Below are 12,992 nucleotides of genomic sequence, written 5' to 3' on the forward strand. Positions count from 1 at the left end.
GTCGGAAGTTAATGGCGGAGAGGGGGGGATTCGAACCCCCGGTACGCTTCCACGTACGCCGCATTTCGAGTGCGGTACATTCAACCACTCTGCCACCTCTCCGCGGGTCGGTAGTCCCTAATGGGGCTGAGCGAGCGGCTTCTGTAATGAAAGCCGTCCCGGGCTGCAAGCCGTATGTCGAAGAAAATCGACTGGCGCTTCAACGCTGTCCGGGAAGGGCCAAGCCAGAGGGGGCGCCGCCGGACGGTTCGGGGCCGATGTAGCGGAAAAGTTCGGCCGGACGGCCGCCTGTGTCGCTGGCGAAGACGCCCGTGGGCTGGACCAGGCCGGTGCGCTCAACGCCGCGGCGGAAGTTCTGCTTGTGCAGCGACAGGCCCGCCACCGCCTCGGCCGCGTTCTGCAGGGCGGACAGGGTGAAGGTCTGGGGCGTCAGGTCGAACAGGACCGGGCGGTACTTGAGCTTCGAGCGCAACCGGCCCAGCCCGGTGGCGACGATACGGCGGTGGTCGGAGGTCATGGACAGGTCGCCCAGGGGAGCGGGGATCGGCCGGTCGTGATCGCGGGCGGATTCTGCGACAAGGCCCGCTTCGTAGAGCAGTTCATAGCGTTCCAGCACGCGCTCCTCGTTCCAGCGCGCGTCGGGCGATAGGGCGAACAGGGACTCGGCGCGGCCGAGTCGCGCCAGATCGTCGCCCGCCCACTCGGCCAGGTCCGAACACAGGCTGGCGAGCACGGCGGGGCGGCCCTGGCGCCAGTCCTCCCAGGGAAAGATGTCGAAGACGGGCGTCCAGGCGGCGTCCCGGCCCGAGGCGAAGCCGGGGGCGTCGGGCGCCTCGGCGGTCAGCGCCAGATAGCCGACTGAAACTTCGCGCGCGCGTTCCGGCCCCGGCGTGGCGCGGGGCGAGGCGCGGCCGGCGTCGCCGAAGGTGTAGAGCTGCTCGACGAAGCCGAGGGGAAAGCCGGTCTGTTCGGTGACGAAGGCGCGCAGAGCCAACTCGAACGTGCGATCTCGAGCCGGATCGAAAGGACCGAAAGGCAGGGCGGACGCTCCGTCCGCCGCATGGGTGGTCAGCACCACGGCCTGACGGTCGCGCAGGGCGATGACCACGGCCGACAGGCCGATTCGCACGCCCTGTTCGCCCCCCTGCGTCATGCGCGTCCTATTCCGTGTGCCAGGCGTCGGCGCCGGGCAGGATGCCGACAGCTTCGGCCAAAACGCGATAGCGGTCCAGATAGCGCTGCTGGGCGATGGCCGCAGGCTGCGGCTCGATGATCAGATCATAGCCGGGCGGCGGGGCGCCGAAGATCTGCAGCGACTCGCGGCGGGTGAAGCCGGCCAACTGGGTCGCTTCATAGAAGGCGCAGGCCTTGTCGGCCTTCTTGATCAGGGACTTGATCGTCTGCGGCGTCTTAGGCGGCAGTTGGAAACGGACGTGGATGGCGGCCTCAAGCCGGGCCTCGAAGTCCTTGTAGCCGGCGCCCAGCGCCGATTTGAACGGCGAGATCATGTCGCCGATGACGTATTCCGAGGCGTCGTGCAGCAGGGCGGCCAGGCGCCATTTCGGTTCCAGCCCCGGCCGGATGTGGGCGGCGATCTCTTCGACCACCAGCGAGTGCTGGGCGACCGAGAAGGCGTGCTCGCCGATCGTCTGGCCGTTCCAGCGGGCGACGCGGGCCAGGCCGTGGGCGATGTCCTCGATCTCGATGTCGAACGGCGAGGGGTCCAGCAGGTCCAGGCGACGGCCGGACAACATGCGTTGCCAGGCGCGAGGCGGCTTGGGTTTGCGGACTCGGGGCGCGGGGCCGGCGTCTTCGATTTCTTCGGCCAAGGTCTTAATGCTGCGCATGCTCAGGCTGGTGACTCAGACCGAACGCGCGATCAAGGGCGGCCGTTGCGATAGATGGGGGTTAATCGCCGACGTTCAGCGTCACCAACGCCTTGGCCGCGTCGAACAGGCGGTCCGGGTCGCGGTCCTTGCTGCGGACGGTGGCGACGACGATGGGGCCGCCGACCGGGCCGCGCGCCTCATACCCCACAGTGCGCCAGCCGCTGGCCGAAGGTTCGTCCGCCGTCATCAGGAAGGTCGAACGGACGGACTCGCCGGCGGCGCTGGTGCGAATGCGGGCGGCGCCGTCGGTCGCTTCGATTTTCACGGCGTCGTCTCCGGACGAGACGTCGACGCGGCTCGACTTGTCGTCGGCGCGAATGGTCAGGCCGCCGATGCGAATGTTGGCGCGGTCGCCGTCGGCGTCGATGCGCATGCCCGGCAGGCGGACCGTGGCCTTGTCGCCCTGGGCGTCGACGCGCACGCCGGGCGCGCTGACGTGGGCGGAGTCGCCGGAAGCGGCGTCGGCCGCTGCACGAGAGGCGTCGGCCTCGGCGCGAGCCGCGTCCGCCTCGGCCCTGGCGACGTCGGCCTCCGCCCTGGCGGCGTCAGCTTCGGCGCGGGCGTTCTCGGCTTCGACCTGGGCCATGGCCTCGGGCAGGTCGGCGGTCAGGCGGGTTTCGAAGGGCTTCAGGGCGTTCTGCGCCGAACGGCCGTCCAACTGGACCAGTTGCAGGATGACTTCAGAGCCGCGAGGCCCGCTGTAGACGCAGGAGCCGTCGGCGCGGGCCGAGCCCTTGCGCGTCAGCACGCCCTGGGTCTGGGGGCATTGCAGGGCGTCGACCACCCTCAGCACGCCCGAGGAATCCGAGGTCGTGGAGGTGGTGATGCGCACCGCGCCGCCGTTGTCGCAGGCGGCGGTCATCAGCGCCAGGGCGATAACGGGCCAGGTGATGTGTTGCATGGTCGGCTCCACTCCAGGCCCCGATTGTGCGCCATAAGCGCAGCGGGACCAGTGAAATCGCGGTAATCGAAAGACGACGGGAAAGCGGCTGAAATCAGCCGCCTCTACCAACCGCCAGGACGGGCGCCTTCGCGGCGGGCCATGAAGGCCAGGCGTTCGAACAGATGCACGTCCTGTTCGTTCTTCAGCAGGGCGCCGTGCAGCGGCGGGATCAGCTTGCCCGGCGTCTTCTCGCGCAGAGTTTCCGGCGACACGTCGTCGACCAGCAGCAGCTTCAGCCAGTCCAGCAGTTCGGACGTCGAAGGCTTCTTCTTCAGACCCGGCGTGTCGCGGATTTCATAAAAGGTCTTCAGCGCCTCAGAGACCAGGCGCGGCTTGATGCCGGGGAAGTGGACCTCGACGATGTCCTGCATGGTCTCGGCGTCGGGGAAGCGGATGTAGTGGAAGAAGCAGCGGCGCAGGAAGGCGTCCGGCAACTCCTTCTCATTGTTCGAAGTGATGACGACCACCGGGCGGATCTCGGCGCGGATCGTCTCGTCCGTTTCCTGAACGTAGAACTCCATGCGGTCGAGTTCCTGCAGCAGGTCGTTGGGGAACTCGATGTCGGCCTTGTCGATCTCGTCGATCAGAAGCACGGGGCGGGCGGGTGCGGTGAAGGCCTCCCACAGCTTGCCCTTTTTCAGATAGTTGCGGACGTCGTGGACTCGTTCGTCGCCCAGCTGGCTGTCGCGCAGGCGGCTGACGGCGTCGTATTCATACAGGCCGTTGTGGGCCTTGGTGGTTGATTTGACGTGCCAGGTGATCAGCGGCGCGTTCAGCGCGCGGGCCAGTTCATAGGCCAGAACCGTCTTGCCGGTGCCCGGCTCGCCCTTGATCAGCAGCGGCCGTTCCAGCGCCACGGCGGCGTTGACAGCGACCTTCAGGTCGTCTGTGGCGATGTAGTTGGACGTGCCTTCGAACCGGCTCATGCGAAACCTGCTCCATTCCGGGGGAAAGGAGCAGGTAGCTTAAAGAGATGCGCGTGAACAGGCGGCAGCGTCAGGTGATGCGCTTGGCCGATACCGGGTCGCTGGCGGGGAAGGTCTCTTCGACGCCTTCGTCGATCAGGGCTTCCTGGCGGTTCTCGGCTTCCTTTTCCTTGTCCTTCAACTGGTCGGGCTTGCCGTGTTCGTGAGGCGCGCGCTTGGCCGGGGGGGTGTTCGGGTCGGCGTCTTCCTGGGCCTTGGTCGGATGATGTTCGGTCATGGAATCCCTCATTGCTCAGGGCCGTAGCCCAGATCCTCGATGTCGTCGTCGGACAGACGCTTGGCTTCCCAGTGGGCGGCGCTGGCCTGAGCGCCGCGCTGGTTGCGCATCAAGCCGGCGTAGACCAGCTCGATCTCGTTCGCGCCCGAGGCCGTGGCGCCGTCGCCGTCCGTCTCGTTCAGCCGCACGCCGTTAACGCCCAGCAGGGCGTCGGCCTCGGCCTCTATGCCGTCCAGCGCCAGGTCGGCGTCCAGATCGGCGTCGTCCTCGTCAAAGGGTTCGGCGTCGGCGTCCCCGTCCAACTGGGTGACGTCCAGCACGTCGTCGGCTTCGTCGAACGACAGATCGCCGTCGCCTTCATCGTCCAGATGGGTCTCGTCGTAGACCTCGGCCTGGTCCTGGCCGTCGGCCTCGAATTCCGGTCCTGCCATCGTCGTCTCCCTTCCGAAAGGTCAACGGCTCTGCTGGGCGGGGCGTTCCCGTCTGCGCGATCGTGACGCTGGGAAGCGCCTGAAGTGAAGGGATGGTTAACCACGTCGCTTTACAGTTCTTCAGCGGCCGGCCGTCACGGTGAGGGCGGCGCCACGGAGACCTTCCCTTGCCTCTGAAACTGTCGCTGAAGCCCGGCGAGAAATTCGTGCTGAACGGGGCCGTCGTGCAGAACGGCGACCGTCGCGGCGTGCTGGTCCTGCAGAACAAGGCCAGCGTTCTGCGCGAGAAGGACATCATGCAGCCCGAGGACGTGACCACGCCCGCGCGCCGCATCTATTTCCCCGTCATGATGATGTACCTGGATGAGTCGGAAGCACCGAAATTCTATGATGAATTCGCCCTTCGCCTGACGGAGTTCATGGGGGCGGTGCGCAACCCTGACATCCTGACGGAATGCGTCGCCTGCTCCAAGCACGTGCTGGCGCGCCAGTATTACAAGGCCCTGATGGGCGCTCGCAAAATCGTTGATTACGAAGACCAAAGGCTCGGCAATGTCGCTTCAGGCGTACAAGACGGCGGCGACGCGGGCTGAATCACCGCGTGAAATGGAATACCGGCTGTTTGGCCAGGTGACGCGCGCCCTGATGCACGCCTCGACCCTGGACAAGTCGGATGTCGCCGGGCGGATGGACGCCCTGGACTGGAACCGCCGCCTGTGGTCGACGCTGGCGACCGCCTGCTCGGACCCCGACAACGCCATGTCCCAGGCGATGCGGGCTCAGTTCATTTCCCTGAGCCTGTTCGTCAACCGCAACACCTCCGAGGTCATGCGCGGCGAGGACGACTTCTCGACCCTGATCGACATCAACCGCATGATCATGCAGGGCCTCAGCGGCCAGACCGACGCGGGCTGAACCTAGAAGAGGTTCGTCGCCCATTCGGCGATGCCGGCGACGACGGCGACCACCGTGGTCCACACCAGGGTCAGATAGATCCCGCAGACGGCCGTGCCGAAGAAGCCGGCCAGGATGAAGGCGCCGTCGCGCTGGATGATTCCCAGGCCGAACAGGGCCAGGGTCAGGCCGGGCAGCGCGTCGCCGAACGGCACCGGCAGGGCCATCATCAGCGCCAACAGAATGCAGATCAGGCCGATGACCACATCGGCCGCTTCGCCCGTCAAGGCGGGCCAACGCGGGCGAGTCAACCGTTCGACCCGGCGCAGGCGCGGCAGAATCTTGTCGGCGGCGGATCGATAGGAGTTGCGGTTGACCGACAGATTCAACAGCCAGCGAGGCAGCCAGACCTTCTCGCGTTGCAGCGCCAACTCGGCGGCGATTAGGATGATGGGCACGGAAAACACGGCCTTGCCTCCAGGCGGCCAGGGCACCAGCGCCATCAGCGCCAGCATCAGGATGACGGCGCCGAAACCGCGCTCACCAAAGGCTTCGACCATTTCGCGGAGAGACAATTTGTCGGCCTGGCCCTGACCCAGGCGCTCCAGCACGTCGGAGAAGGTCCGCCCTTCATCGGGCGGCGGCGTGGAAACAGGCGTCATCAGGCGAGACTCAGGGAGCGAAGGTCCGTCAAAGTTAGGGGCGCTGCGAACCGTGCGCCATCCCTGAGGCGTGGTGGAACGTCTATTGTTTTGCAACGTGCTCGGGTTTGCCCTTGCGCCGGGTGTGGGCGAACTCTTCCAGCTGTCTTTCGGTCATCGATTCCATCATGGATTTCGACGCGCCTTTGAGCTTGGATTTTGGCGTATCGCCGCGCTTGGCCGACAGGGCGGCTCCGGCGGCTTTCTGCTGGGCGGCGGATTTGGCGGGCATGACGACGATCTCCTTCGAATGAAGGGCAACCTTCCGCTCGCTTTAAGGTTCCTGGGGCAGGGTCAGGCTGATCCGGGTCTGGCCGGCTTGCTGATGGATTTCGCCCGGCGCGGTGATGTGCAGCGACAAGTCCTGGTTGTTGAGAAGGATCGTTTCGCCGGCGCAAAACTCGCGCAGTTCGGCCAATGAAACAGGCAGCGTGACGGTGTGGATGGTCATGCCTTCCGCAGCCACGCCTGTAGGGACATCAATCAGGGCCGGGGCTCCTTCACTCTTCAGCGCGAAACCCGGAGCCTCCATGACCACCGTGCCGTGGGGCAGGGCGATGCCGCCGTCGGCCAGCGGGGTCATCGCTCCCGCTGAAAAAGACAACTGGACGTCCTTGCCGCGAACGCCGGGCGCTTTCAGTTCGAGAACCAGCCAATGTGGAGCCTGGTCCAGGAAGGCTTCGCGGCTCGTGACGCCTTTGGGCGCCTGGTTCAGTCGCTCGGCGGCCTGAGCCTTGAGCGCGGGAAGGTCGAAGCGCGCGGCGGCGGCCGAGACATCCTCGTGCGAACCTTCGCCGATCGTCTGGCGCAGAAGAACGTCCAGAGGGACGCCTCGGCTGATATGCGTTCGCCACTGGTCCGCGTCGAGGTCAGCAAGCAGCCAGGTCAGGGCAGCGCCGACGGGATAGGCGCGCCAGCGGAACAGCTCGGAAACCAGGCTCATGTCGTCATCGCCCGGAACGCCGAGATTCCTGGCGATGGCGCGGGGCAGGGCCTCGTCGGGGCGATCGGCGATCAGGTTGCCGGCCTGCAGGCCGATGAACTCGGCCGTGCCTTCTGACCACTCTCTTTGCTGCTGCACCGCCAGGATTTCGGAGGGAAGCTCGGCGCTTCGTGCTGACCTGAGCGCCAGATAGGTTCGCGCCAGACGTCGCCGGGCGGTCGCGTCGGGCTCCAGCAAGGCGGCTTGCAGTACGAGGCGCTCCAGATCCAGGGCGGCGATGAATCCGGCCAGGTCGGAAATCGCATTCAGATCGACGAATTCCTGATGCCCGTCGCCCGACATCCAGCGGAAGGCCGTGTTCTGGTAGTCGTGGAACTGTTCGTGGAACAGGGTCGACAGGTCGTCGTCGGGGCCGTCGGGGCGCAGCAGGACAGTGTCCGGGCGGCCGGACGGATAATCCAGGACGAAGTGGAATTCAGCGCCCTCTAGCCGGCCAGGCCTGAAGCGGGGCGTGTCGGGCAGACGATCGCCGCCGAAGACGGCGCCGACGTTCGGCGCATAGAGGATGAAGGGTTGGGTTTGCGGCCAGTATCCGGGCCACAGGCGGCTGAGCGCGTCTGCGTGGCGTTCGACGCGCTCAGCCTGCGCCGTCAAGGCGGCCTGATCGAGAAGAGGGGCGGGGGCTTGAGCCCAGGCGGCGGAGGCGAAAAGCGCGCCCAGGCCACCCAGCAAAGCCCCCCGTCCGATCACATCAGCTTCCCAGCAGTTCGCGGCCGATCAGGAAGCGGCGGATTTCGTTGGTGCCGGCGCCGATGTCGTAGAGCTTGGCGTCGCGGACCAGGCGCTCGACCGGCCATTCCTTGGTGTAGCCGGCGCCGCCTAGGGCCTGGACGGCCTCCAGCGAGACCTTCACCGCGTTCTCGGAGGCCAGCAGGATGGCGCCCGCCGCGTCGTAGCGGGTGGTCTTGCCCTGGTCGCAGGCGCGGGCCACGGCATAGACATAGGCGCGGGCGCTGTTCAGGGCGACGTACATGTCGGCCACCTTGGCCTGCATCAGCTGGAAGCTGCCGATGGCCTTGCCGAACTGCTTGCGGTCGCGGACGTAGGGCAGGACCACGTCCAGGGCGGCCTGCATGATGCCCAGCGGACCGGCCGACAGGACTGCGCGCTCATAGTCCAGGCCGCTCATAAGCACGGCGGCGCCGCGGCCTTCGCCGCCCATGATGTTCTCTTCGGGGACTTCGCAATCCTCGAACACCAGCTCGGCCGTGTCCGAGCCGCGCATGCCCATCTTGTCCAGCTTCTTGGAGACGCTGAAGCCCTTCATGCCCTTTTCGATCAGGAAGGCGGTGACGCCGCCGTTGCCCTCGCCCGTGCGGGCGTAGACGACCAGGGTGTCGGCCGAGGGGGCGTTGGTGATCCAGAACTTGGTGCCGTTCAGGACGTAGCGGTCGCCCTTCTTCTCGGCACGGGTGCGCATGGACATGACGTCCGAACCCGAGCCGGCCTCGGACATGGCCAGGGAGCCAACGTGCTCGCCCGAGATCAGCTTGGGCAGGTATTTCGTCTTCTGCTCGGGCGTGCCCCAGCGGCGGATCTGGTTGACGCACAGGTTGGAGTGAGCGCCGTAGCTCAGGCCGATCGAGGCCGAGGCGCGGGAGACTTCCTCCATCGCCACGACGTGTTCGAGATAGCCGAGGCCGAGGCCGCCGAACTCTTCCTCGACGGTGATGCCGTGCAGGCCCAGCTCGCCCATCTCGGGCCACAGGTCGCGGGCGAACGCGTTTTTCTCGTCGATTTCGGCGGCGCGGGGGGCCAGCCGTTCGGCGGCCCAGCGGGCGGTGGTGTCGCGGATGGCGTCAGCGGTCTCGCCGAGGCCGAATTCCATGGATTGGGGCGCGAAGGGAATGCTCATGCCGCAAGGCGTAGCATCGCGCGCGAGCTTCGCAAAGACTGCTGTCAGTGCGACTGTTTCTGCTCTGCGGGCATGTTCTTGCCGCGCAGGAAACTCCAGGCCGCCACGCCGATGAAGACTAGGCCGGCCGTAGCGAGACCTGCGCCTATCAGCACTGTGGCGTCGCCCGAGGCAGGGGCGCTCAGCGCGCGCCCGAAGGCGGCGATTCCCGCCAGGAAGGCCAGGGCGCCGATCCCGCCAATGAAGAGGACCGCGCCTCGGTCGCCCAGGGCTGAATCGCCCGCTGTCGGCGCGGCGCGTTTCTCATGACGCATGACGGGCACGCTTGGCGGGGGGGCGTCGACGGGCGGCTCTGCGGCGCCTGGGCCGCGCACGGGCGCGGTCAGCAGGGCGTCCAGCGGGGCTGGCAGGTCCGGCGCGGTGTCGAACAGGGCGCGCTCGGCCGAGCGACGGCGATACAGGGCGTCGACCGGCGGCGAGGCGCGCTCGGGCCAGGCGGACAGGGCGACGGCGGCCTCGGTCGGCGCGTTGGCGTCCAGCTTGGCCTGGACGTCCGAGCCCTGGAATCGCTCAAGACCGATGGAGAAGATGAAGCTGGCCAGGGCGTCGAACTGATGCTGGTTCAGCGGCAGGCGCACGCGCTCGTTCAGCAGGGCGACGATCGGCATCAGGTCGTATTGCAGCAGCAGTTCGGCCTCGGCCTCGCTGACCACGGCTCCGGGGCGGGCCGAACGGGCGTGGCCGTAGCCGATGACGGGCGTGCCGTCGCGGCGCAGCACGGTGCGCGGGCGGAAGCCCTCGAAGCTCTTGATCAGCAGAAGGCCTTCTCGAGAGACCTTGCGGCGTTGCGGCGCGGCTGCGGACACGGATTGACCCAATTCGAAACGGGCGTTCTCGCCCTGGCTGGGGCGGAGCAAGCCTCGTTCCGAAATCGGCGGGGCCGTTTCAGGTCAGATTTACAGCAGGACGATGGTCGCCAGGCCGAGGAAGATCAGGAAGCCGAAGAAGTCGGTCGTCGCCGTCACGAACACGGCCGAGGACACGGCCGGGTCGAACTTCAGCTTCGACAGGGTCAGCGGGGTCAGCACGCCGACGCTGGCCGCGACCAGCAGGTTCAGGATCATGGCCGCCGCGATGACGGCGCCGATGCGCCAGTCCTGGAACCAGAAGCCCGCCGCCAGACCGATCAGCGGCGCCAGGACGAAGCCGTTGGCCAGGCCGACGGCCATCTCGCGCCAGAAGGTTCTGAGGGCGTTGGAGGCGTTCAGCTCGCGCGTCGCCAGGGCGCGCACGGTGACGGTCAGCGCCTGGGTGCCGGCGTTGCCGCCGATGGCCGAGACGATGGGCATCAGCACGGCCAGGGCCACGATCTGCTGGATGGTGCCTTCGAACAGGGCGATGACGCTGGCGCCCAGCATGGCGGTGAACAGGTTGATGCCCAGCCACGGCACGCGGCCGCGCACGATTTCGAACACGCTGGACGAGCGGTCCTCGTCGGCGACGCCGGCCAGGCGCAGGATGTCCTCGCGGTTCTCTTCCTGAATGATGTTGACGACGTCATCGACGGTCAGCTGGCCGACCAGCCGCCCGCCCGTGTCGACCACGGGGGCGGAGATCAGGTGGTATTTCTCAAAGATGTAGGCGACTTCTTCCTGGTCGACGTCCACCTCGATGGCGTTGACCGGCTCCATCAGCTCGATCAGGGGCGTAGCGCGCGGGCTGCGCAGCATGCGGCTGATGGCGACGCCGCCGATCGGCCGATTCATCGGATCGACCACATAGATGTCGAAGAACAGCTCGGGCAGGTCGTCGCCCTGGGCGCGGACGTGGTCGATGGTGTCGCCGACGTTCCAGAACTGCGGCGCGGCCATGAACTCGCGCTGCATCAGACGGCCGGCCGAATCCTCCGCATAGCCCAGCGAGGATTCGATGGCGGCGCGCTCGACCTCGGGCATGGCGGCCAGCACGCGCTCGCGCTGGTCGTCCTCCAAGTCTTCGACGACCGAGGCGGCGTCGTCCGAATCCAGCTCCTGCAGGGCTTCGGCCAGGGTGGCGGAGGGGACGCGCTCCAGCACCTTCTCGCGGATGCCGTCGTCCATCTCGGGCAGGGATTCCGCCAGCAGTTCGGGCGGCAGCCACTGGACCACGACCGAGCGGTGCTCGGCGGTCAGGAAGCCCATCAGATCGGCGACGTCGGCGGGGTGCAGGTCTTCCAGCAAGCCGCGCAGACGCATGCCGTCGCCGTCGTCCGCGGCGTCCACGACCTTTTCGACGAAGGCCGCCGTCAGGGCGTAGTCTTCGCCGAGAGCGGCGTGATCATCGTCTTCGAGATGGGGGTCTTCGGGGCGCAGAGGGGCAAGGTCCGTGTGGGTCACGTATCTGCCTCCTCTGAGATGATTTCAGCCTATCTAGCCGAGATTCGCCCTGTCAGATCAGATGGTGCGGTCGAGAAGACTCGAACTTCCACGGGTTGCCCCACAGCGACCTCAACGCTGCGCGTCTACCAATTCCGCCACGACCGCTCGCATCGGAGGGCGGGCAATAGCGGAGAGCTGACGGAAAGAAAAGAGCGTTTTGCGGAAATAGCGGAGACAGGCGCAATTCCTTCTCCTGACAGGCGAGGGATGGCTCAGGCGGCCCCAGCCATGAAGTCATAGACATCGGCCGGGCGCGTCACCGTGATGGCGATGCGGTCGTCGCGAATCTCGATCTCGCCGCGCGCGACCGGATGGTTGTTGGCCAGGATCCAGACCTCGTCCTTTTCCGAGGCGTCCAGCGGGATCACCGCGCCGCGGCCCATGCGCAGCAGTTGCTGCATCGGCAGGACCGAACGGCCCAGCACGACCGAAATCTCGACATCGACGGCTTCGATCTGGCTCAAGACGGTACTCGCAAATCAACGGGCGGCCCTTGCGCCGCCGCGTTCGGCCCCACATTGAGGGCATCATGCTTGCCGACCCGTTAAACTCTTCCCAACGCCGCCTGTTTCGCGAAGACGGCCGTCCTGTCGAATGGGCGCTGTCGTCCGGCTATGTCGACTATGCCGCCGCCGAGGCCGCCATGGAGGCGCGCGTCGCCGCCATCGCGGCCGGACAGGCCGAGGAGCTGATCTGGCTGCTGGAGCATCCGCCGCTCTATACCGCAGGCGTCTCGGCCAAGGACGACGACCTGCTGTCGCCTGATCGCTTTCCGGTGCATCGGACGGGGCGGGGCGGGCAGTTCACCTATCACGGGCCGGGCCAGCGCGTGGCCTATGTGATGCTGGACCTGAACCGGCGCGGCAAAGATGTGCGCGGCTTCGTGCATGGGCTGGAGGACTGGATCATCGGCGCCCTGGACCGCTTCGGCGTCGAGGCGGGGATGCGCGAGGGCCGCGTCGGCGTCTGGGTCGAGCGCAAGGGCGCGGGCTGGAGTCGCGAGGACAAGATCGCCGCCATCGGCGTCAAGGTCCGCAAATGGGTCAGCTTCCACGGCATCAGCCTGAACGTGGAGCCGGATCTGGACCATTTCGGCGGCATCGTGCCGTGCGGCATCACCGAACATGGCGTGACCAGCCTGGTCGATCTGGGCGTGCTGGCGACGATGGACGAGGCGGACGATGCGTTGAAGTCGTCCTTCCAGTGGGTGTTCGGGCCGGTTCAGGCGGGCGTCGCGCCGCTCTGACGGCGGGCGCCGGGGGCGGCTCCGTAGCGGTTGAACGCCTTCTGACCCGGCAGGACCACGAGGTCGAAGGCGACGAGCACGAGCGCGGCCGCCGCGACCCAATCCAGAAGCGTCAGCGGTTGCGGCCACGCCAGGGCGAAGGCCAGCAGGATCAGTCCGCTCCACCACCCTGAACGGCCCCGGTCATGCAGGCGTTGGGACAGGACGCAGAAGCCGCTGTAGAGCAGGGCGGCGGCGATCAGGGCGTGAAGCCAGCCTGGCGTCGGCGCCAGGATATCCGCCGCAATCCAGACGCAGATCAGACACGCTGCGCTCAGGAAAAAACGGACCCGGCCGATACGTCCCGTGGAGTTCAAAAAAAGATCGGCCAGGGCGGTCATTCGGAATCACGCGGCATTCAGCGCCTTTTG

General features: G+C 66.9%; 17 protein-coding genes and 2 tRNA genes. 3 read left to right on the plus strand and 16 right to left on the minus strand.

Features of this window, described 5'->3' with window-relative positions:
- Window positions 1-12: 12 nt before the first annotated feature.
- The 7 genes from AC3A3G_RS14430 to AC3A3G_RS14460 form a co-directional block, all read right to left on the minus strand.
- Window positions 13-102 (minus strand) — tRNA-Ser (locus AC3A3G_RS14430).
- A 97-nt stretch (window positions 103-199) separates the two neighbouring features.
- A complete protein-coding gene (locus tag AC3A3G_RS14435) occupies window positions 200-1,153 on the minus strand; it encodes an NUDIX hydrolase (RefSeq protein WP_487488513.1) in 954 nt (317 codons plus the stop codon).
- 7 nt (window positions 1,154-1,160) lie between these two features.
- On the minus strand, window positions 1,161-1,754 hold the full coding sequence (locus AC3A3G_RS14440; protein WP_125902101.1) for a YfbR-like 5'-deoxynucleotidase: 594 nt from the start codon (window positions 1,752-1,754) through the stop codon (window positions 1,161-1,163).
- Between the two features lie 154 nt (window positions 1,755-1,908).
- Window positions 1,909-2,790 (minus strand): methyltransferase type 11, encoded by an 882-nt coding sequence (locus AC3A3G_RS14445; protein ID WP_487488514.1) that lies wholly within the window; start codon window positions 2,788-2,790, stop codon window positions 1,909-1,911.
- 104 nt (window positions 2,791-2,894) lie between these two features.
- A complete protein-coding gene (locus AC3A3G_RS14450; RefSeq protein ID WP_487488515.1) occupies window positions 2,895-3,758 on the minus strand; it encodes an AAA family ATPase in 864 nt (287 codons plus the stop codon).
- A gap of 70 nt (window positions 3,759-3,828) precedes the next feature.
- Window positions 3,829-4,035, minus strand: a complete 207-nt coding sequence (locus AC3A3G_RS14455) for a hypothetical protein (protein ID WP_164918008.1) — start codon at window positions 4,033-4,035, stop codon at window positions 3,829-3,831.
- 8 nt (window positions 4,036-4,043) lie between these two features.
- The gene (locus tag AC3A3G_RS14460; RefSeq protein WP_341023903.1) at window positions 4,044-4,466 is read right to left on the minus strand and encodes a hypothetical protein; all 423 of its coding nucleotides are present in this window, start codon (window positions 4,464-4,466) and stop codon (window positions 4,044-4,046) included.
- A 167-nt stretch (window positions 4,467-4,633) separates the two neighbouring features.
- On the opposite strand from AC3A3G_RS14460, the gene flbT reads away from it, so the two are divergent.
- Both flbT and flaF read left to right on the plus strand, forming a co-directional pair.
- Window positions 4,634-5,059 carry a flagellar biosynthesis repressor FlbT gene (gene flbT / locus AC3A3G_RS14465; protein ID WP_087141383.1) on the plus strand — a complete coding sequence of 142 codons (426 nt, stop codon included), beginning with the start codon at window positions 4,634-4,636 and terminating at the stop codon, window positions 5,057-5,059.
- Window positions 5,019-5,381, plus strand: coding sequence for a flagellar biosynthesis regulator FlaF (gene flaF, locus AC3A3G_RS14470; RefSeq protein WP_368924599.1), 363 nt, complete (start codon window positions 5,019-5,021; stop codon window positions 5,379-5,381). Before flbT ends, flaF begins: the two co-directional genes overlap by 41 nt.
- A 2-nt stretch (window positions 5,382-5,383) precedes the next feature.
- Here the strand turns inward: flaF and AC3A3G_RS14475 are convergent, their stop codons facing one another.
- From AC3A3G_RS14475 to AC3A3G_RS14510, 8 genes are all read right to left on the minus strand, one after another.
- Window positions 5,384-6,022 carry an exopolysaccharide biosynthesis protein gene (locus AC3A3G_RS14475; RefSeq protein ID WP_368924598.1) on the minus strand — a complete coding sequence of 213 codons (639 nt, stop codon included), beginning with the start codon at window positions 6,020-6,022 and terminating at the stop codon, window positions 5,384-5,386.
- Between the two features lie 82 nt (window positions 6,023-6,104).
- Window positions 6,105-6,293, minus strand: a complete 189-nt coding sequence (locus tag AC3A3G_RS14480) for a DUF3008 family protein (protein WP_487488516.1) — start codon at window positions 6,291-6,293, stop codon at window positions 6,105-6,107.
- A gap of 42 nt (window positions 6,294-6,335) precedes the next feature.
- Window positions 6,336-7,754 (minus strand): hypothetical protein, encoded by a 1,419-nt coding sequence (locus AC3A3G_RS14485; RefSeq protein WP_487488517.1) that lies wholly within the window; start codon window positions 7,752-7,754, stop codon window positions 6,336-6,338.
- A 1-nt stretch (window position 7,755) separates the two neighbouring features.
- Entirely contained in the window at window positions 7,756-8,919 is a 1,164-nt protein-coding gene (locus AC3A3G_RS14490) for an isovaleryl-CoA dehydrogenase (protein ID WP_125902088.1), read from the minus strand.
- A gap of 44 nt (window positions 8,920-8,963) precedes the next feature.
- Window positions 8,964-9,836 (minus strand): lysozyme, encoded by an 873-nt coding sequence (locus AC3A3G_RS14495; RefSeq protein ID WP_487488518.1) that lies wholly within the window; start codon window positions 9,834-9,836, stop codon window positions 8,964-8,966.
- 39 nt (window positions 9,837-9,875) lie between these two features.
- Entirely contained in the window at window positions 9,876-11,294 is a 1,419-nt protein-coding gene (gene mgtE / locus AC3A3G_RS14500; protein ID WP_200215769.1) for a magnesium transporter, read from the minus strand.
- Between the two features lie 62 nt (window positions 11,295-11,356).
- Window positions 11,357-11,441, minus strand: a tRNA-Leu gene (locus AC3A3G_RS14505).
- Window positions 11,442-11,548: 107 nt separating this feature from the next.
- Complete coding sequence (locus AC3A3G_RS14510) at window positions 11,549-11,800, minus strand: FliM/FliN family flagellar motor switch protein (protein WP_003164329.1); 252 nt, start codon at window positions 11,798-11,800, stop codon at window positions 11,549-11,551.
- A gap of 65 nt (window positions 11,801-11,865) precedes the next feature.
- On the opposite strand from AC3A3G_RS14510, the gene lipB reads away from it, so the two are divergent.
- Window positions 11,866-12,582, plus strand: coding sequence for a lipoyl(octanoyl) transferase LipB (gene lipB, locus AC3A3G_RS14515; protein WP_487488519.1), 717 nt, complete (start codon window positions 11,866-11,868; stop codon window positions 12,580-12,582).
- Here the strand turns inward: lipB and AC3A3G_RS14520 are convergent.
- A complete protein-coding gene (locus tag AC3A3G_RS14520; protein WP_368924591.1) occupies window positions 12,558-12,962 on the minus strand; it encodes a DUF805 domain-containing protein in 405 nt (134 codons plus the stop codon). The two genes, lipB and AC3A3G_RS14520, sit on opposite strands and share 25 nt — an antisense overlap.
- Between the last annotated feature and the right edge of the window lie 30 nt (window positions 12,963-12,992).

Source organism: Brevundimonas sp. Soil_N_31 (genome assembly GCF_057655995.1).